The organism is Rhodococcus sp. USK13, from assembly GCF_018343855.1.
In the GTDB taxonomy this organism is placed as follows: Bacteria; Actinomycetota; Actinomycetes; order Mycobacteriales; family Mycobacteriaceae; genus Rhodococcus_F; species Rhodococcus_F oxybenzonivorans.
Map to the genome: position 1 here is coordinate 6,362,562 of NZ_CP069242.1, position 18,208 is coordinate 6,380,769.

General features: G+C 66.1%; 17 protein-coding genes, 1 pseudogene and 1 riboswitch. Of the genes and pseudogenes, 6 read left to right on the forward strand and 12 right to left on the reverse strand.

Annotated elements, in window-relative coordinates:
* Window positions 1-20: 20 nt before the first annotated feature.
* A complete protein-coding gene (locus JQT59_RS31910; protein WP_213573405.1) occupies window positions 21-1,634 on the reverse strand; it encodes an FAD-dependent monooxygenase in 1,614 nt (537 codons plus the stop codon).
* Between the two features lie 119 nt (window positions 1,635-1,753).
* Here JQT59_RS31910 and JQT59_RS31915 point away from each other — a divergent pair, with 119 nt between their 5' ends.
* The gene (locus tag JQT59_RS31915) at window positions 1,754-1,951 is read left to right on the forward strand and encodes a hypothetical protein (protein ID WP_213573406.1); all 198 of its coding nucleotides are present in this window, start codon (window positions 1,754-1,756) and stop codon (window positions 1,949-1,951) included.
* 3 nt (window positions 1,952-1,954) lie between these two features.
* On the opposite strand, the gene JQT59_RS31920 is transcribed toward JQT59_RS31915, so the two are convergent.
* The 3 genes from JQT59_RS31920 to JQT59_RS31930 form a co-directional block, all read right to left on the reverse strand.
* On the reverse strand, window positions 1,955-3,358 hold the full coding sequence (locus tag JQT59_RS31920) for a CitMHS family transporter (RefSeq protein WP_213573407.1): 1,404 nt from the start codon (window positions 3,356-3,358) through the stop codon (window positions 1,955-1,957).
* A 108-nt stretch (window positions 3,359-3,466) separates the two neighbouring features.
* Window positions 3,467-4,765: an LLM class flavin-dependent oxidoreductase gene (locus JQT59_RS31925; protein WP_213573408.1), complete on the reverse strand. Its 1,299-nt coding sequence runs from the start codon at window positions 4,763-4,765 to the stop codon at window positions 3,467-3,469.
* Window positions 4,765-5,529: a 3-oxoacyl-ACP reductase gene (locus tag JQT59_RS31930; RefSeq protein WP_213573409.1), complete on the reverse strand. Its 765-nt coding sequence runs from the start codon at window positions 5,527-5,529 to the stop codon at window positions 4,765-4,767. Before JQT59_RS31930 ends, JQT59_RS31925 begins: the two co-directional genes overlap by 1 nt.
* 48 nt (window positions 5,530-5,577) lie before the next feature.
* Window positions 5,578-5,681, reverse strand: a riboswitch (TPP riboswitch).
* 82 nt (window positions 5,682-5,763) lie between these two features.
* Here JQT59_RS31930 and JQT59_RS31935 point away from each other — a divergent pair.
* Together JQT59_RS31935 and JQT59_RS31940 are read left to right on the forward strand one after the other, a co-directional pair.
* Window positions 5,764-6,222: a MarR family winged helix-turn-helix transcriptional regulator gene (locus JQT59_RS31935; protein ID WP_159919784.1), complete on the forward strand. Its 459-nt coding sequence runs from the start codon at window positions 5,764-5,766 to the stop codon at window positions 6,220-6,222.
* Window positions 6,223-6,226: 4 nt separating this feature from the next.
* On the forward strand, window positions 6,227-6,649 hold the full coding sequence (locus JQT59_RS31940; RefSeq protein ID WP_213573410.1) for an organic hydroperoxide resistance protein: 423 nt from the start codon (window positions 6,227-6,229) through the stop codon (window positions 6,647-6,649).
* 19 nt (window positions 6,650-6,668) lie between these two features.
* Here JQT59_RS31940 and JQT59_RS31945 read toward each other — a convergent pair whose 3' ends face one another.
* Complete coding sequence (locus tag JQT59_RS31945) at window positions 6,669-7,547, reverse strand: oxidoreductase (protein ID WP_213573411.1); 879 nt, start codon at window positions 7,545-7,547, stop codon at window positions 6,669-6,671.
* 40 nt (window positions 7,548-7,587) lie between these two features.
* Window positions 7,588-9,570 carry a CocE/NonD family hydrolase gene (locus tag JQT59_RS31950; protein WP_213573412.1) on the reverse strand — a complete coding sequence of 661 codons (1,983 nt, stop codon included), beginning with the start codon at window positions 9,568-9,570 and terminating at the stop codon, window positions 7,588-7,590.
* Between the two features lie 191 nt (window positions 9,571-9,761).
* Here JQT59_RS31950 and JQT59_RS31955 point away from each other — a divergent pair, with 191 nt between their 5' ends.
* Window positions 9,762-10,679: a pseudouridine synthase gene (locus JQT59_RS31955; protein ID WP_213573413.1), complete on the forward strand. Its 918-nt coding sequence runs from the start codon at window positions 9,762-9,764 to the stop codon at window positions 10,677-10,679.
* 22 nt (window positions 10,680-10,701) lie between these two features.
* On the opposite strand, the gene JQT59_RS31960 is transcribed toward JQT59_RS31955, so the two are convergent.
* Entirely contained in the window at window positions 10,702-11,391 is a 690-nt protein-coding gene (locus tag JQT59_RS31960; RefSeq protein ID WP_213573414.1) for a transglycosylase family protein, read from the reverse strand.
* 263 nt (window positions 11,392-11,654) lie between these two features.
* Between JQT59_RS31960 and JQT59_RS31965 the strand changes: the two genes are divergently transcribed.
* Window positions 11,655-12,536, forward strand: a complete 882-nt coding sequence (locus tag JQT59_RS31965; protein ID WP_213573415.1) for a universal stress protein — start codon at window positions 11,655-11,657, stop codon at window positions 12,534-12,536.
* Between the two features lie 13 nt (window positions 12,537-12,549).
* Here the strand turns inward: JQT59_RS31965 and JQT59_RS31970 are convergent, their stop codons facing one another.
* Window positions 12,550-13,278 carry a VIT1/CCC1 transporter family protein gene (locus tag JQT59_RS31970; RefSeq protein WP_213573416.1) on the reverse strand — a complete coding sequence of 243 codons (729 nt, stop codon included), beginning with the start codon at window positions 13,276-13,278 and terminating at the stop codon, window positions 12,550-12,552.
* 147 nt (window positions 13,279-13,425) lie between these two features.
* Between JQT59_RS31970 and JQT59_RS31975 the strand changes: the two genes are divergently transcribed.
* Window positions 13,426-14,208: an SDR family NAD(P)-dependent oxidoreductase gene (locus tag JQT59_RS31975; RefSeq protein WP_213573417.1), complete on the forward strand. Its 783-nt coding sequence runs from the start codon at window positions 13,426-13,428 to the stop codon at window positions 14,206-14,208.
* A 119-nt stretch (window positions 14,209-14,327) separates the two neighbouring features.
* Here the strand turns inward: JQT59_RS31975 and JQT59_RS31980 are convergent, their stop codons facing one another.
* From JQT59_RS31980 to JQT59_RS31995, 4 genes and pseudogenes are all read right to left on the reverse strand, one after another.
* Window positions 14,328-14,981 (reverse strand): TetR family transcriptional regulator, encoded by a 654-nt coding sequence (locus tag JQT59_RS31980; protein ID WP_159919768.1) that lies wholly within the window; start codon window positions 14,979-14,981, stop codon window positions 14,328-14,330.
* Window positions 14,982-15,126: 145 nt separating this feature from the next.
* The gene (gene pntB / locus JQT59_RS31985) at window positions 15,127-16,545 is read right to left on the reverse strand and encodes a Re/Si-specific NAD(P)(+) transhydrogenase subunit beta (protein WP_213573418.1); all 1,419 of its coding nucleotides are present in this window, start codon (window positions 16,543-16,545) and stop codon (window positions 15,127-15,129) included.
* Window positions 16,546-16,550: 5 nt separating this feature from the next.
* Entirely contained in the window at window positions 16,551-18,071 is a 1,521-nt protein-coding gene (locus tag JQT59_RS31990; RefSeq protein WP_213573419.1) for a Re/Si-specific NAD(P)(+) transhydrogenase subunit alpha, read from the reverse strand.
* Window positions 18,068-18,196 (reverse strand): annotated as a pseudogene (locus JQT59_RS31995) (acyl-CoA dehydrogenase); the annotation flags it as partial. The pseudogene JQT59_RS31995 and the gene JQT59_RS31990, both read right to left, overlap by 4 nt.
* Between the last annotated feature and the right edge of the window lie 12 nt (window positions 18,197-18,208).

Below are 18,208 nucleotides of genomic sequence, written 5' to 3' on the forward strand. Positions count from 1 at the left end.
ACCCACTCTTCCCGGCGGGGTCAGCGGAAAGTCGACTTCAGGTATTCGGCGAGACCCTCGATCGAGACGGGCGACATCCGGAAACCCAGATAGCCGTCCGGACGGACCACGTACGCCGCGCAACCCTCGGCGCCATAGGCCGCGGCGAATTCGCCGGCCTCGTCCCGCACGAGCGGAAGAATCGTTTCACCGACCTCGGCACCCGAAGTTGCGATCAGATAGGTGTCGAGCAGGCCGTGGGCCGCGGTCACGGCCGACGCCGCAGCAGCCTCCAGCACGGCCAGACCCCGCGCGTCGACCGGGTCGTCGGCGTACAGCAGCAGTGTGTGCCGGTCGCGTCCCAGTAACCCGAACAGCCGGATCGGGAATGCGACGGCGGCGCGGGTCAACCCACGCGCGTCGGGCGCTCGCTGACCGGGCCGCAGCGTGGTCGCGTCCTCGGTCCGGGTCACGATAGGGCTGTCGCCGTAGTCGATGAGCAGCTGCGCTTCGCGGCGCATGACCAGTTCGGGGTCCGAAGCACCTGCGCCGATCCCTTCCCGGGCGCTGCGGATGGTGCGACCCACGACCTCCTCGCCGACCGGCCGCCGCTCGAGGTCGTAGCTGTCCGTCAGGTCGGGGACCGCGACTCCGGACACGGCGAGCGCAAGTTTCCATGCCAGGTTGTGGGCGTCCTGGATCCCGGTGTTCATACCCTGCGCCCCGGTGGGCGGGTGGATATGGGCGGCGTCGCCGGCAACGAACACGCGTCCACGTCCGTAGGAGTCGACGATGCGGTGGCTGATGCGGAACACGGAGGACCACCGAAGGTTCGACGCCCGGGCCGTTTCGGGAGCCAGCCTGTCGAGTACGGCCTGAATGTGCCCGAGTTGCGGCGTGGGCCCCGACTCGAATCCGTGCCGGATGTCGTCGCCGGCCGAGGCGCCGGTGTTCGACAGTTCCGCGGGCACCAGCATCGACATCCGGTACCGACGACGACCGGGCAAGGGAATGCACACGAGGACATCGTCGGGTCCGTCCTCGGTGCGGCGGACCGAACGAATGTTGTAGCCGCGCGGCAACGACCAGTCCACTTCGACGTCACCGAGCATGTACTGCTCAGCGAAGGCGCCGCCCTCGAACGTGAGACCGAGACCTTTGCGCACCACACTGTGCGCGCCGTCGCATCCGGCGAGGTACTGCGACCGGATGGTGCCGCCGCCGTCCCCGCTCACCGTGGCGACCACCCCGCCCTCGTCCTGTTCGAACGAGACGAGGCCGATTCCGCGCTCGACCCTGGTGCCCAGGGAGGCCAGGTGTTCGGTGAGTATGCGTTCGGTCTCGTACTGGGGCAGTCCGATGAACCCGAACGGCACATCCGCGGGCAAGGCCAATTCCATTCGCCCGACCTCGACTCCGTCGACGTAGAGGATCTGCCCGCGGAATGGAACCCCCGCGTCGAGCACTCGTCCGAGCACGCCCATACCTTCGAACACTTCGAGGGTCCGGGGTTGGATGCCCACCGCCTTGGCGTACTGCGGCGGCTCGTGGAGCGGATCGATGATGCGGCAGGAGATGCCGCGCCTGCGCAGTTCGATCGCCGCAGTCAGTCCTACCGGACCCGCTCCGACCACCAATACCTCGGGATCCACCACGAAGACACCGCCTCACCAGGAGGGATCGAGTTTCGATCAGTATGCCCGGCCGCCGCGGAAATTGGAGGCAGACGAGCTCCCGATTTTTGAACGTGCAGCCGTGTGGGTAACCGTCGAACATGACGCACAAGGACACCGAGCAGCACGAGAACACACCCGGCCCGGCGACGACGAGTACGGAGAGTGGCAAGTCGGGTGCCCACAAAGACGTGGTGTCCGATCCCGCGGAGGACGACAAGGGTTCGGGTGCGGACTGGAGCGGCGAAGGTGGCGCGACCCCGGAGGGGCCCGCCACCGACACGGACGACTTTGACTGACGACTACCAGGGAATCTGACCGGCGACAACACCGACCACCAGCATGGTCAGGGACACCAACGCGGCTCGCCACAGCACCTTCTTGTGGTGGTCGGCCAGGGACACCCCCGCGAGGGTGACGAGCAGCAGGATGGCCGGGACCAACGGGCTCTGCATGTGGAAGGTCTGTCCGGTGATCGAAGCGCGGGCCATCTCGACGGGCTCGATGCCGTAGGTGGACGCGGTTTCGGCGAGCACGGGCATCACACCGAAGTAGAAAGCGTCGTTGCTCATGAAGAACGTGAAGGGCAGGCTCAGGACACCCGTGATGACGGCGAGGTGCGGTCCGAGCGATGCAGGGATGATCTCGAGCAACCACTGCGCCATTGCCTCGACCATGCCCGTGCCCTGGAAGACTCCCGTGAGCACGGCTGCGGCGAACACCATCGCCACCACCGAGACGATGCTCGACGAGTGCCGGGTGATGGCTTCCTGCTGCTCCTTGACGCGCGGGAAGTTCGCCATCAAGGCGATCGATGCCGCCACCATGAAGAGCACCGGGATGGGCAGAACGTCCATCACGAGCACGGCCAGCAGACCCACGCTCAGAGCAGCGTTGAACCACAACAGCTTCGGTCGCAGCGTCGGCCGCTCGGGGTCCAGTCCGTCGACGAAGCCGTCGAGCCCGTCGTCCGACCCGGAATCTCCGGAACCGCCGGTTGCGTTGCCGCTGCCACCGTCAGCGCCGCCGGAACCAAGCCGAGTCCGACCGGATCCCGCGCCGACGAGCAGACGCTCGGATGTGAGAACCAGGGTGCCGATGCGTCGTCGTTCGGAGTAGCCGAGCTGCACGGCGAAGAGAAGCACGATGACGAGTCCGGCAACGAGCGAAGGAATCATCGGCACGAAGACGTCGGACGGGGAGATCCCGAGGGCCGCAGCAGCTCGGACGGTCGGCCCACCCCACGGGATGATGTTCATCGCGCCGTTCGAGAGCCCGGCGACGACGGTGAGGACGACGGGGCTCACCTTCAATTTCAGGTAGAGCGGGAGCAGTGCCGAGGTGACGATGATGAAGGTCGTCGACCCGTCACCGTCCAGCGACACCACCATGGCCAGGACTGCCGTGCCGACGACGAGCCGCATGGGATCGTTGCGGACGAGCTTGAGAATCACCTTCACCAGTGGGTCGAAGAGCCCGACGTCGATCATGATCCCGAAGAAGATGATCGCGAAGAACAGCAGTGCCGCGGTGGGGGCCAGCGCTTTGATCCCGTCGGTGATCATGTCGCCGATACCGAGGCCGGCCCCGGCCGCGACACCGAACGCGACCGGGACGGCAATCAGCCCGACCACTGGGGTGGCCCGTTTGGACATGATCAAGAACATGAACACGGCCACCATCAGAAAGCCGAGTGCTACCAGCATTGCCACTCCTCGTCCGCACCTGAAAAGTCGCAATGTGATCGCGACAACAGCAAGTGTTGATCGAGCGGGCGCTCACAGTCACTGTTACGGACGTAGAGAAGGTTGTGTTCATTGTGGTGGCGAAGACAGATGTTCCCTCAACGTCGCCGTCTTGTACTCGGTCCGGAACAGTCCGCGCTTCTGCAGTACGGGAACCACCTCGTCGACGAAGTCGGTGAGAGCGTCCGGATAGATCGGCGGCATCAGATTGAAGCCGTCGGCGCCACCTCCGTGGAACCACCGTTCGATGTCGTCGGCGATCGACTCCGGCGTGCCGATCATCGTGCAGTGCCCACCACCGGCGGCCAGTGTTCCCAGCAGCGCGCGGACCGTGGGCCGATCTTTCTCGACGATGCGCAGGATGGTGTCGTAGCGGCCCTGCGGTCCGGTGAACTCGGAGAGTGGCGGCAGGTCGGGGACGGGCGCGTCCAGTTCCCACTCACTGCAATCCTGATGCGTGAACAGGGACAGTTGCGCGATCGACTGTTCGACCGGCAGCAGGGCGTCGAGTTCGGCCTTCTTCCTGTGTGCCTCCTCGGTGGTCGATCCGACGTAGGTGACGAGACCGGGCATCACGGTCACGGCGTCGGCATCGCGGCCCGCAGTTCGGATGCGCCGCTTGACGTCTCGGTAGTAATTCTGAGCGGATTCGAGGTCGTACGCCACGGCGTAGATACCCTCGGCGCAGCGGGCCGCCAGGTCGCGGCCCTGCTCGGAGGCACCGGCCTGGAAGAGGACGGGACGCCCCTGCGGCGACCGCGGCACGTTCAGCGGGCCGTCCACCAGAAAATGCTTGCCACGGTGATGAATCGGGACGACCTTCGCCGGGTCGGCGAACACCCCGCCTCGGTCGAGTTCCAACGCGTCCGCGTCCCACGAATCCCAGAGCGCGAGTGCCACGTCGACGAACTCGGCGGCGCGCGAGTACCGCTCGTCGTGCGGCGGCATTTCCTCGAGTCCGTGGTTACGGGCCTCCGCGTCGAACATGGAGGTCACGACGTTCCACCCGGCCCGGCCGCCACTGATGTGGTCGAGCGATGCAAGCATCCGGGCGGCGTGGAAGGGCGTGTAGAAGGTGCTGGACACGGTGGTGACCAGCCCGATTCGCTCCGTCGCCCGGGCCATCGCCGACAACGCCGTCAGCGGTTCGAGAAACCACAGTCCGCCGGCGGCGGGCTCTCGCAACGAGTGTCCGTCGGCGAAGAAGACGGCGTCGAAGCAGCCACGTTCTGCGGTCTGCGCCAGCTCTTCGTAGTAGGCGATGTCGGTGAGCCGTTCGACCTGCGACGCCGGGTGCCGCCAGGCGGCGCCGTGGTGTCCGCAGGCGAAAAGAAATGCGTTGAGGTGCAGTTGCTTACGTGCTGTCATCAGTCTTTGACCAATCCCCCGTCGACGACGAGATTCTGACCCGTCACCGAACGCGACCACGGAGAGGCGAAGAACAGCACCGCGTCGGCGAATTCTTCCGGAGTGGTGACGCGTTGCAGGGGCGTACTCGCCGCAATGAGGTCGAACACCTCGTCCGGAGTGGCGGCGCTCGCGTCCGTGGTGCGCAGCAGCCCCCCCGACACCATGTTCACCGTGATGCCGTCGGGACCGAGATCGGCGGCGAGCGTCCGGGTCAGTGACAGTGCTGCAGCCTTGGCCGCCGTGTAATCGTGGTAGGGAACTACGGGGTTCTGGAACAAGTTGGTTCCGATGGTGACGATGCGACCGAAGCCGATTGAGCGCATGCCCGGTAGTGCGGCTTGCGTGGTGTTCAGAGTCGCCTTGACACTCCCTTGCAGCTGCGCGTCGAAGGCGTCCCACGAGATGGCGTCGGCCTTGTCGCGGGCGTCGCCGTTGAAGGAGAAATCGGCGAGGGCGTTGTTGATCACGGTGGTGACCGGTGAGCCGAAGTGGTCTGCCGCCGCGCCGAACAGGGCGTCAACCTGTTCGCGGTCCGTGACATCGGCCTGTAGCGCGATGGCCTGCCCGGCGCCCGCCTCCGCCGCGAGGTCCTCGGCCGCGTCTCGGCTACGACGGTAGTTCACCACCACCCGTGCGCCCTGCTCGGCGAACGAGCGCACGATGGCGGAACCGAGGCCGCGTCCACCCCCGGTCACGAGAACGATCTGCTTGTCGATCTGCATTGCGCACCTTTCGTCCGGCCGCGAGGAACGCCGGACGACCGCACGCATCAGCGGTCGGCGCGACATCCCTTCGCTAGCACTACCTAGTTCAGGTTCGACGGGTGTGTTCTCAGCCGCGCAGCTTTCGCCGGGCAGCACCCCGTGTCACTGGCGACAGTCTAAGCGCTGCCGCGAAAAGAGAAAGCCGCACCCGTCTTTGTTGCGCACAATTAAGTTGTGTGCAACCATTCTGGGGTGACCGATCCTCTCACCCTCGACCGCCAGTTGTGCTTTGCCCTTTACTCGGCATCGCGGGCCATGACGGCGACCTACCGGTCGCTGCTCGAGAAGTTGGGTGTGACGTACCCGCAGTACCTGGTTCTGCTGGTGCTGTGGGAGCGGGACGGCCGGGGCGTGCGCGACATCTGCGACGCCCTGGATCTCGATACCGGCACCCTGTCACCGCTACTCAAGAGACTCGAATCGCTCGGGTTGGTCGAGCGTCGTCGCGACTCGGCCGACGAGCGGAGGGTCGGTATCCACCTCACCGAGGCCGGGACCCAGCTGCGGCATTCCGCCGTAGGCATTCCGGCCGCACTGGCCGGCTCGACGGGCATGGACGTCGACGAGCTCGTCGCCCTCCGCGACACCTTGAGTCGTCTCACCGAATCGCTACACCAGTACACCGCAACCGATCCCCTGAAAAGGAAGTAATCCCGTGCAGATTCTCTACACCGCCGAAGCCCTGGCCACCGGAGAAGGCCGCAACGGCCACGCCCGCACCTCGGACGGCCGACTCGATCTCGACCTTGCCATCCCCGTCGAGATGGGCGGTTCGGGCAACGGCACGAACCCGGAGCAGTTGTTCGCCGCCGGCTACGCCGCGTGCTTCCACTCGGCACTGCAGATGGTGGCCCGCCAGGCCAAGGCAGATATCACCGACTCGGCGGTCGGTGCGCGCGTCGGAATCGGCTCGGCGAACGGCGGCGGTTTCGGTCTCGCCGTGACCCTCGAGGTGTCCCTGCCCCATCTCTCGCGCGACGAGGCCCTCGAATTGACCGAGAAGGCGCACCAGGTCTGCCCGTATTCCAACGCAACTCGGGGAAATGTCGAGGTCACCCTCGACGTCACCGAGGACTGAACCTACCGGCGGGCGTCGGTTATGCGAATGTGTATTCGACGCCCGTCAGGTTCTCGGACAGCGACCACAAGGCACCCGCGGTCTTCTCGTCCCGCGACTTCGTAGTGGAACCGACCACCTTCGGGTGGCCACGCTGCTCGAACAGCCCGTCCGGCCCGAGGTAACTCCCGCCCGCCACATCGGGAACGGCGGCCGCGTACAGCATGGGCAGCGCACCCATTTCCGCTGACTGCGCGAAGATTCGGTTACCGACGGCCATCAGCTTGTCCTGTACCGACTCGGTGTGGGCCTGCAGATTGGTCGATGCGTAACCGGGATGCGCGGCAACAGCCTTGACCGATGACCCCGCCGCGGCGAGTCTGCGCTGTAGCTCGTAGGTGAACAGAAGATTCGCGAGTTTCGACTGTCCGTACGCGCTCCACCGGTTGTATTTGCGGTTTTCCCAGTTGAGATCGTCGAGGTCGATGGATCCCATCTTGTGTGCGGTGCTCGACATCGTGACAATCCGGTCGGTGATCTTGGCGAGGAGCAGGCCGGTGAGCGCGAAGTGGCCGAGATGGTTTGTGCCGATCTGCATTTCGAAGCCGTCGACGGTTTTACGCCGGGGAACTGCCATCACTCCGGCGTTGTTCACCAGCACGTCGACCGAACCGATGCCCGCGGCGAAGTCTCGCACCGAAGCCAGATCGGCGAGGTCGAGTCGGCGGACCTCGGCGTTGTCACCGATGGTGCGCGCGACCGCGTCGCCTTTCGCGGTGTCGCGGCAGGCGAGGATGACGTGGGCGCCCGCCTTGGCGAGTGCGCGCGCAGCCACCTCCCCCAATCCACTGTTGGCGCCCGTGACGACGAACGTCCGGCCCTGCTGATCCGCGATGTCCGCTGCTGTCCACTTGGTCATGAGAGCAACCCTACGGAAGTCGGGACGCGGCCAACACCCGTCACCACGCCGTTGCTCCGACCAGCGGGAGGTTGACGAAACTCGGCCTGTCCGGTGACAACCGGACATGCTGCGGCTTCAACTGGCTGTCCGCGAGCATCGGTCCGAGCGGCAGATAACGCGGAAAGCTGCTCGCGTACACGTCGACACGCAACCGGTGTCCGGGCGCCAGGACGGCGTCGGTGGGCACGAAGTTGATGTCCACGGGTGTGACCTCCCCGGGAACGAGGGGCTGGCGCGCCGCCACCGTCAGGTAGTGATGCGGTTCGGTGTAGTCGCCGTTGGGAGACTTCGTGCTCTGCGCATCGTCCACCGCACGCATCGACGCAGTGAGCGCCCCATTGGTCAAGGTCGTCGACGTACCGTCGGGCGCGACGTCGTTGAGTGTGACCGCCCAGAAGCCGTCGGTGGCGTCGAGCACCGTCTCGAGATGCAGGTTGACGGGTCCCGACAACTCCGTGGGCCGGGTGACGGGGGCACTGGTGAACGCGAGTCCCTCGGCCTCGTTGAAACGCGAGTCTTTGGTGCATGCCGATCCGAAGATCACGGCCGCCCCGGCCGTGCCCTGGGCACCGTCACGCGAGCACAGCGCCCGCAGGCCCGGCGCCACCGTGAGATTCGCGGAATCGGCGGGCTGCGCCGGGACGAGGCTGCCGTCGTGCGCAGCATGCCCCGCCGTGCCGCTCGGCGCGTTGGACAGATACATCCGCTGGTAGTCGACGCCGGCCCGAGGGAACGAATCGGTAGTGGTCCATCCGTTGCCCTGCTGATACAGCGTGACCGGGCCGTAGCCGTCGATTCCGTTGTCGACACCCTTCAGCCACTTGTCGTACCAGGCGCGTTCGAGAACGTCGAGGCGCGGCGGGGCGCCCGGCTCACCGAACCCACCGCCGAAGTTGATGTGGTAGGCGTCGCTCATGATCAGCTGCTTCTCGCCCGGCGGCAGGGGGATGTCGTTGTAGACCCGGGGCTCGCTGTTGGCGAAGATGTCGTGCCACGCGCCGTAGAGCATCGTCGGCACCTCGATGTCGTCCACCCGGGCCTTGCGCTCTTCGTAGAACTCCCCATCCTGCGCTACCCGCAGCGTGCCGGGATCCAGGTCGTTCACGGTGGGCGCTGTCATGGCCTCGAGGAGAGCCGGGAACAGCGTCAGGGGATCCCGAAGCCGATCCTGAAGCCAGGTCTGGTCGAAGCGGCCCTGCGCGAGCGCCTGTACGTCCGGAACGAACTTGAGACCGTTCACCAGCGAGAGCCAGAGGGGCATGAAACCGACACCCAGTCCGGCGCCGGTCCCGACGATGTCGCGGAGCAGATCGTTTCCGGGTTCGGTGGGGAAGATCGCCTTCAGTGCAGGCGGCTGATGACCCGCGGCCTGCAGGGAGTTGATGCCCGAGTAGGACACGCCGCCCATCCCGACTCTGCCGTCAGACCAGCTCTGCTTGCTGATCCAATCGATCACCTCGACGGAATCGCGCTGCTCGACCGGCCCGAGTGCCTGCCATTCGCCTTGCGAGAAGCCGGTGCCCCGCGCATCCACGACCACCTGCGTGTATCCGTTCTGCACGAGGTCGCGGTTGACACCGAAAACACGCATGCCGCCACCTGACAGAACCTTCGCGGCCTCGGTGATGCCGTCGAACGGCGTCCCGGCGAGGTTGTAGGAATTCACCAGGTCGACAACGGTGTCTTCGAGCCCCGGGACCGCGAGCACGGAGTCGACGACGTTGCCGATCAACTTGGTATACGGCGTGACATTGAGAACCGAGGGCATCTTGGTGTCGACCGGAATGCCTGCCGCGTCGGCGGGCCGATAGACGTTCGCCTTCAGCACGGTCCCGTCACTCATCGTGATGGGCACGTCCCAGTCGATGGCGACGACCGGGTAGGCCGGCGGTGCATCGACGGCAGCCAGCCACTGTGCGGCCGCGGGTCCTCCGGTCGGGTCAGCGGACGCCGTGGGCGCTACAGCGAGCCCTATTGACATTGCTACCGCGACTGCCAATACACCTGGTCGAAACGCCCAGCGACGCACGATCACCTAAGAACCCCCGTGAACTTTCCGATGACGCGCCTCAGCGACCAGGGTGGCCCGCGTCACAAACTTACCGGATAGTAACCATGGGTTCGCGCCAGGTCAACGTCGAGTTACAGACAAGCTGCACTACCGTCGACGGTGTGCCCGACGCCCCGCTTCCCGTTCGTGACGGCCTCAACCCGACGCGGCTGAGGACGCCCGACGACGGACCGTGGCCCACCGTCCTCGAGTACCTCGTCGGCCGCTTTCCCCACGACGAAACACGGCTCCGCGAGAAGGTGGCCAAGCGGGAGGTGGTCGACGAGCGGGGGCACCCCGTCACCGAGTCGACGGCGTTCGTCCCGCGGAGAGACGTCTATCTCTACCGGGATCCTCCGGTGGAATCGCGGGTGCCGTTCGAGATCGAGATCCTGCATCGCGACGAGAATCTGCTCGTCGTCGACAAGCCCCATTTCCTGGCCAGCACACCACGAGGCGCGTACATCGTCGAGTCCGCACTCGTACGGTTGCGCAGGAGTCTCGGACTTCCCGACCTGACGCCCGTACACCGGCTGGATCGTCTCACTGCAGGAGTTCTGATCTTCACCGTGCGACGCGAGGTCCGGCGGGACTACCAATCGCTGTTCGATCGACGGGAAGTGCGCAAGGAGTACGAGGCACTTGCCCGCTACGACCCCGAGTTGACCCTTCCGGCAACGGTCCGCAGCCGCATCGTCAAGCAACGCGGCGTGTTGAAGGCTTTCGAGACGGAGGGGCCCGCGAACAGCGAGAGTCACATCGAACTGCTCGAAATCCGCGGTAGTGCCGCGCGCTATCGACTGCTCCCCCACACCGGCAAGACGCACCAGCTGCGGTTGCACATGAGCGCACTCGGCATCCCGATTTTCGGTGACAATTTCTACCCCGACTTCTATGACGTTGCCGGGGACGACTATTCGACTCCGTTGCGCCTACTCGCACGCTCGGTGGAATTCACCGATCCCTTGTCGGGTGCACACCGCCGGTTCGTCAGTGAGCGGACCCTGACGTGGCCGACGTCCACCCCTCCGGCGCACTGACACTCAGCGAAGGGACGTCGAACTACTCCTGCGAGGCCGCCACCCTCTGCTCCAGAACCTGACCGGATCCGTTCTGCTCGGCGAGGCGGCGGGCGCTGTCGAGAGCCTCCTGGGCAGCCGCCTTCACCGTGGCCGCTTTTTCGGCGGGTGTGAGATCCTCGGGCGACGACGGAGCCACTTCGGGCACAGGCGACGACGGAGCCACTTCGGGCACAGGCGACGACGGAGCCACTTCGGGCACAGGCGACGACGGAGCCACTTCGGGCACAGGCGACGACGGAGCCACTTCGGGCACAGGCGACGACGGAGCCACTTCGGGCACCTCGCTCACTTCCGGCGTTTCCGGCACCTCGTCCGTTTCCGGCACCTCGACGGGGTCTGTCAGGTATTGGCCGCAGTCCGGCCAGGCGCCGACCCCCTGGCTCTGGAGCACTTTTTCGGCGATACGGATCTGTTCCGCTCGACTCGCTTCGGACGGGTCTCCTTTTCCGCCATGGGATTTCCAGGTCTCGGGCAGAAATTGCAGGCCTCCGTAGTAACCGTTTCCGGTATCGATCGTCCAGTCGCCGCCGCTTTCGCATTCGGCGACGGCGTCCCAGTTGTGCGGTGCGGCAGACGCAACGCCGGCGCTCAGGCCCAGTGGAACCGTCACGGCTGCGCCGATCGTGGCAATCCAGCCCAGGGTGCGCCTCTCGATGTGGCATGTGGTCATGCTGAGTCCTTCCTCTCCGCGCTGGGCGGACATGGTCGGCTTCTCCCCTTTGTGACCTCCTCCCGATACCTCTGAGGCAGAAGTAAAGTACAGGTGTACGACTATTGTGTTGTGACAGGTGAATCTTCGGAATTCCGGAGTTTCGACGCCTATCCGTCGCCGTGTCGTGACGAGTCCGTTACTTGCCGGAGGTGGGTCCGCAAAGTACGCACATAAGGCACTGTGGACACCGGACGAGTACAGCCCGACGAAGGGAACCAGACGTGAGCACTTCTTCAAGCCATTCCGTCGTCGTCGGCCTCGACGGATCCGACGCGTCCACGGCCGCCGCCACGTGGGGCGCCGCAGTAGCAGCGAAATGGCGCGCCACACTCTCACTCGTCCACGCGTTGCCGCAGGACGGCCCGCTGTACAGCCCGGCGTCGATCATGCTGGAATCGCAGTTTCTCAGCCAATTGAGAGAGGACGGCGAGGCCATCGTCGACACCGCGAAGAAGCTACTGGGACAGCACTACCCGGATCTCACGATCGAGACGACGATCAGTCCCGGACCGGCGGGCACGGCGCTGCTCGAAGCCGCCGACTGGGCCCGGCTCATCGTGCTGGGTTCGACCGGAGCAGGGGCGTTCCGGTCGGTCCTTCTCGGATCGACCGCGCTGCACGTGGCCAACCGTGCGGAGTGTCCGGTCGTCGTGCTGCGCGGCGAGGCGAGTGCGCCGGACGGTCGTCCCGTCGTGGTCGGAGTCGACGGAAGCGAACTCAGCCGTGACGCGGTGTCCCACGCATTCGAGTTCGCCTCCTTCTTCGGCGCGCCCCTGGTTGCGGTCCACACCTGGCAGGGCTCGCCGACTTTCGGAGCGGGCGGCACCGGCATGCTCGTCGACTGGGAGGCGGTGAAACAGGAGGAAGCCGCCGTCCTGTCGGAGGGCTTGGCCGGAGAGTCGGAGCGGTACCCGGACGTCTCCGTGACGAAGGTGGCTCAGCAGGGCGCCGCCGCGGACGTCATTCTCCAGCACGCCGCCGACGCCCAGTTGATCGTCGTGGGCAGCCATGGCCGTGGACCGCTGCTCGGCGCGCTGATGGGATCGACGAGCCAGAACCTGCTCCACCACGCCACCACTCCGGTCATGATCTGTCGAAGCTGAGACTCGTCCGGCGCTACGTGATGGCGGTCCCCACCCACTGACCGATGCCATAGGTCACCCCCATGGCGAGTGCGCCGCCGAGCACCACCCGCAGGACGGCGCGGGTCCGCCGAGCGCCGCCGAGAGTGGCACTCACCGACCCGGTCAGGGCGAGTGCGAACAGTACAGCCAGAAAAGTCACAGGGACGCGAAGGTGCACCGGCGTGAGAAGAATCGCCAGTAAGGGAATGGCAGCACCGAGAGTGAAAGACAGCGCCGAAGACCCGGCCGCCTGCCACGGATTGGTCAGTTCATCCGGATCGAGACCCAACTCGACGTCGACGTGCGCGGCAAAGGCATCGTGTTCGGTGAGTTCGCGGGCCACCGTGCGGGCAGTGTCCTCGCGCAACCCTTTCCGCTCGTAGATCGCCACGAGCTCTTCGAATTCAGCCGTCGGGGTTTCGGAAAGTTCCTGTTGTTCCTTCGACAGCAACGCCCGTTCCGTATCGCGCTGCGTGCTCACCGACACGTACTCGCCGAGAGCCATGGACACGGCCCCGGCCGCGAGACCGGCGAAACCTGCGGTGAAGATCGCCGATCGCTCGGTGGTGGCTGCCGCGACACCGACAACCAGACCGGCGGTGGACACGATGCCGTCGTTCGCTCCGAGAACCCCGGCACGCAACCAGTTGAGGCGACCGGCCAGGGTGGGGCCGTGCGGTTCCACGGCGGCATGCGAGGACTCAGCGCGTTCTGCGGACATGGGTTCAGGCTAGGTCCGCGCTGCGTTGCCCGATAGCGAGGCAAGGCTGCGCTCTCGCCCGGTTCGCTGCGCTGCCGCTCGGTTCACAGCGCGACCAAGCAGTTGCTAGGTTGATGATGTGGCTCGTCCCCGATCATTGGAGTCCCTATGGCGGCACCCCGTAACAGCGCTCCCCCGCGGCGACTGTCCGCTCTGGTCACCGGTGGCACGGGCGGCATCGGTTCCGCCGTGGCGCGCCAACTCGCGGACCTCGGGCACCACGTGGCCATCACCTACCGGTCCCACGCCGATGTCGCGGCCGACCTGGTGACCGAACTCGAGCAGACCGGTGTCACCTGCGCCGCCTTCTCCACGGATCTCGTCGACGAACTTCGCGTCGCCGAGGTCGTCCGGCAGACGGTTGAGCACTTCGGCGGGCTCGACATCCTTATTCACGCAGCGGGACCGCACATTCCGATGGTCCACCTCTCGCAGATCACGCCGAAGGAATACGCCGTCCATCTCGAACAGGAAGCTGTCGCGTTTTTCACCGTCGTCCGCGCCGCGCTCCCGGCCCTGCGGGAATCCGCAGGTTCCGTGGTCGCCGTCACGACCGCTGCCACCAGCCGCTACCCCGTCCGCGACGGCCTCTCGGCAGGTACCAAAGGTGCTGTCGAGCAACTGGTCAAGGGGTTCGCGGCCGAGGAGGGTCGCTTCGGGGTCCGCTTCAATTCCGTCGGCCCGGGCATGCTCACCGACGGAATGGCGCAGCGCCTCATCCAGTCAGCCGATCTCGACCAGCGCGCCCTCGACGTGGCCATGAGCCGCATCCCGCTTCGCCGTTTCGGCACGGCCACGGACATCGCCGAGGCCGTGTGCTTCCTGGCGAGTGACCGTGCGGGGTTCATCACCGGACAGAAACTCGATGTCGACGGTGGATACACGGCGTAACAGGCTGCCATGTGCAATGGAGGCATATGACCGACGCGGAGGACACCCGGACGACGCCGCACAGCCGGTGCAGCGGTCCTGGCGTCACTGGCCTCGATGTCCGAGCTTCGCGCGTACCTTCAGCCGCCCAGTCGCCGGAACACGAGGCGGACAGCAAGAGTGAGGTGCGACATCACTTCGTCCACCGAAATGCGGCCGGCCACCCACGACACCAGGCTCGACATCCAGACGTCACCGATCACGCGTATTGCGTTCAACTGGTCGTCGGAGATCTTCTCGACACCGATGGTTTTGGCGAACATCTCGGTCATCAGCGCGCCGAAGGCATCGAGTTCGGCCGACGCCGACGCGTCGGCAAACATGAACGCTCGAACCAGCGCCTCATATCGCGGTCGGTCCTTCTCCAGCACTTCCGTGTTCTTCCGGAGAACGAACAGAATCCGCTCTGAGGGAGTGTCCCCGGGAATCACGACGTCCTCGAAGCGGGCGCGCATTCCCTCGAACACCATGAGGAGCCCCATGACGAGCATGTGGTTCTTCGAGGGAAAATATCGATACACGGTGCCGAGTGCCACGCCGGCCCGATCTGCGATCGCTCGCATCTGCACGGCGTCGTAACCACCCTCGGAAGCGAGCTCCATGGCCGCCGCGACTATGCGCTGATAACGCTCCCGCTGCGGTGCCTTCGCTGCCCGTGAGGGAAGTTGTCCGTGCCGCAGCAACGACAGCAGCCCGTCGCGGCCCGCGGTCAACGGCTCTTCAGCAGTGCTCATGGGGTCAGCCTAGCGAGTCAGCCGTGGCGTCGGCGGTGGCGGCTGTCCGGAGCCCGGCTGTCCGCCGCGCTCTACGACACGAACAAGACGCGCCCATTGCGGGGCCCGTATTCACGGTTCGGCGGCGTCTACACGTCCCGAAGGTTCACAGCACACTGAGGATGTCGTCGACCCGCTGCTTCGCATCACCGAACAGCATCTGGCTGTTGTCTCGGAAGAACAGGGGGTTCTGCACCCCGGCATAGCCGGCGGCCATCGAACGCTTGAACACGATGACATCCTTGGCATTCCACACCTCGAGCACCGGCATCCCGGCGATCGGTGACGACGGGTCCTCGGCCGCGGACGGGTTGACGGTGTCGTTCGCGCCGATGACAAGAACCACGTCGGTGTCGGAGAAGTCGTCGTTGATCTCGTCCATCTCCAGGACGATGTCGTAGGGCACCTTCGCCTCGGCCAGCAGTACGTTCATATGGCCGGGTAGGCGCCCCGCGACCGGGTGGATGCCGAAGCGCACGTCGACACCCCTCGCCCGCAACTTCGCGGTCAGATCGGCGACCGGGTACTGCGCCTGTGCGACCGCCATGCCGTAGCCCGGGGTGATCACGACCGACTTCGCGCCGGCGAGCAGCTCCGCCACGGCGTCCGCCTGGATCTCGCGGTGCTCGCCGTAGTCGACGTCGTCCGCCGGTCCGGCCACCACGCCGAACCCGCCGGCGATCACCGAAATGAAGGAGCGGTTCATCGCCTTGCACATGATGTAGGACAGGTAGGCACCGGAGGAGCCGACCAGTGCGCCGACGATGATCAACAGGTTGTTGTTGAGCAGGAACCCGGAAGCCGCTGCGGCCCAACCGGAGTAGCTATTGAGCATCGAGACGACGACCGGCATGTCGCCGCCGCCGATGGACGCGACCAGGTGCCAGCCCAGGGCAAGCGCGAGGATCGTGATCACGATCAGCAACCACAGCTGCGGGTCGATGACGAACCACACGGTCAGGGCCGCGAAGACCACTAGCGCGCCGATGTTGATCACATTCTTGCCCGGCAGTACCAGCGGCGCCGACTTGATCCTCGCCGAGAGCTTGAGATAGGCGACGATCGAGCCGGTGAAGGTGACCGCGCCGATGAACACGCCGATGAACACTTCGGCACTGTGGATGCCGAGCAGTCCGGCGGCATCGAGCACCGCCGACTCGTGGCCGCCGGGATGGTTCTCGACGTGCAGGTAACCGTTCCAGCCGACGAGCACGGCGGCCAGGCCGACGAAACTGTGCAACAGCGCGATCAGCTCCGGCATGCCTGTCATCTCGACCTTGCGGGCCAACGTGAGGCCGATGGTGGCACCGAGGATGACCGCGACCACGAGCAGGACGGCACCGAGGCTGTCGACACCGCCGTCGAAGGCCAGCGCGGTGGTCGCGACCAGAGCGACCGCCATGCCGAGCATGCCGAAATAGTTGCCGAGCTTGGCGGACTCGTGCCGAGCGAGCCCTGCGAGCGTGAGCACGAAGAGGAGGGCGGCGACGAGGAAGGCCGCCACGGATGCAGAAGGTATGTCCATGCCGGTCAGCTCCTGGAGAACATGGCGAGCATGCGACGCGTGACCGCGAACCCGCCGAAGATGTTGATGCAGGCCAACAGGACTGCTACGAACGAGATCACCGTGATCGCGGTGTCGCCCTTGCCGATCTGCAGCAGGGCGCCGACGACGATGATCCCGGAGATTGCATTGGTCACCGACATGAGCGGGGTGTGCAACGCGTGGTGCACGTGCCCGATCACGTAGTAGCCGATCACGATCGCCAGCGCGAACACGGTCAGGTTCAGCTGGAGCTGCGCAGGTGCGACGCCGATCAGCAGGAACAGAACCGCAGCCACCGCCGCGACGACGCCGAGCCGCTTGCCCGGGCTCATCGGTTCCTTCGGTTCGGCGGCGGGGACAGTTTCCGCGGCGGGCGTGCGGGGTGCGGCCGAGACCTGTACGGGCGGTGGCGGCCAGGTCGACTCGCCGTCCCGCACGACGGTGATGCCACGCTGCACGACGTCATCGAAGTCGAGGACGAGCTCCCCGTCCTTACCGGGCGTGAGCAGCTTGAGCAGGTTGACGATGTTGGTGCCGTACAACTGTGACGCCTGGGCGGCGAGCCGGCCTGCCAAATCGGTGTAGCCGAGGATTCGGACGCCGTTGTCGCTGACGACGCGCTCATCGGTCTTCGTCAACGCGGCGTTGCCGCCGTTGGCCGCAGCCATGTCGACGATCACCGAGCCGTTGCGCATGGCGGCGATGGTCTCCTCGGTGATCAGCTTCGGGGCGGGGCGACCCGGGATCAGCGCGGTGGTGATGACGATGTCTGCCGCACGCGCCTCCTCGTCGTACATCGCCGCGGTGGCGATCTCCTGCTCGGCGGTCATCTCCCTGGCATAACCGTCGGCGCTGACCTCGGCCTCGAAGTCGATCTCGACGAACTCCGCGCCCATCGACGCGACCTGCTCGGCCACCTCCGGGCGCACGTCGAAAGCACGCACGATCGCGCCCATGGCGGACGCAGCACCGATCGCGGCGAGTCCGGCGACGCCCGCTCCGACAACGAAGACCCGCGCGGGCGGGATCTTGCCGGCCGCGGTGACCTGCCCGGTGAACATCCGGCCGAACTCGTGGGCGGCCTCCACCACGGCGCGGTAGCCCGCGACGTTCGCCATCGAGGACAGCACGTCCATCGACTGTGCGCGTGAGATCCGCGGCACGGCGTCCATCGACAGCGCCGTGATCGGACGCTGCGCCAGGTCCGCGACGATTCCGTCGTCGAGCCGCGGGTTGAGCATCGCGATCAGCGTGGCACCCGGCTGCAACCGGTCCCGCTGCGCGAGCGTCGGTGGGTTCACCCCGATGATCACGTCGGCCGTGAGCGGATCCCTCAGCTCGGCGCCCGCCTCGGCGTACGCGCCGTCGGTGAAGCCGGCAGGTTCGCCGGCGCCGGGCTCGACCACCACCTGGTAACCGAGCTTCTGCAGCGCGGTGACGGTCGTCGGCGTTGCCGCGACCCGAGTCTCCCCGGCACGCGCCTCCTTCAGCACTCCGACAATCATCGCGTCTCCCCCACCGTGAGGTCGACGAGGCCGGCGAGCGCGGCACGGTGTGCGCCTGCGGTGCCGAACGCCTGGTCTGCCTTCACCTTCTTCAGGTACAGGTGCGTCGGGTATTCCCACGTCAAGCGTTGCTCGAG

Excerpts from the sequence above, each read along its gene's own strand:
- JQT59_RS31975 (WP_213573417.1), top strand. The coding sequence starts at position 13,426 with ATGGCGGCACCCCGTAACAGCGCTCCCCCGCGGCGACTGTCCGCTCTG.
- JQT59_RS31925 (WP_213573408.1), bottom strand. The coding sequence starts at position 4,765 with ATGACAGCACGTAAGCAACTGCACCTCAACGCATTTCTTTTCGCCTGC.
- JQT59_RS31930 (WP_213573409.1), bottom strand. The coding sequence starts at position 5,529 with ATGCAGATCGACAAGCAGATCGTTCTCGTGACCGGGGGTGGACGCGGC.
- JQT59_RS31945 (WP_213573411.1), bottom strand. The coding sequence starts at position 7,547 with ATGACCAAGTGGACAGCAGCGGACATCGCGGATCAGCAGGGCCGGACG.
- JQT59_RS31960 (WP_213573414.1), bottom strand. The coding sequence starts at position 11,391 with ATGACCACATGCCACATCGAGAGGCGCACCCTGGGCTGGATTGCCACG.
- JQT59_RS31920 (WP_213573407.1), bottom strand. The coding sequence starts at position 3,358 with ATGCTGGTAGCACTCGGCTTTCTGATGGTGGCCGTGTTCATGTTCTTG.
- JQT59_RS31980 (WP_159919768.1), bottom strand. The coding sequence starts at position 14,981 with ATGAGCACTGCTGAAGAGCCGTTGACCGCGGGCCGCGACGGGCTGCTG.
- JQT59_RS31990 (WP_213573419.1), bottom strand. The coding sequence starts at position 18,071 with ATGATTGTCGGAGTGCTGAAGGAGGCGCGTGCCGGGGAGACTCGGGTC.
- JQT59_RS31915 (WP_213573406.1), top strand. The coding sequence starts at position 1,754 with ATGACGCACAAGGACACCGAGCAGCACGAGAACACACCCGGCCCGGCG.
- JQT59_RS31950 (WP_213573412.1), bottom strand. The coding sequence starts at position 9,570 with ATGTCAATAGGGCTCGCTGTAGCGCCCACGGCGTCCGCTGACCCGACC.
- JQT59_RS31970 (WP_213573416.1), bottom strand. The coding sequence starts at position 13,278 with ATGTCCGCAGAACGCGCTGAGTCCTCGCATGCCGCCGTGGAACCGCAC.
- pntB (WP_213573418.1), bottom strand. The coding sequence starts at position 16,545 with ATGGACATACCTTCTGCATCCGTGGCGGCCTTCCTCGTCGCCGCCCTC.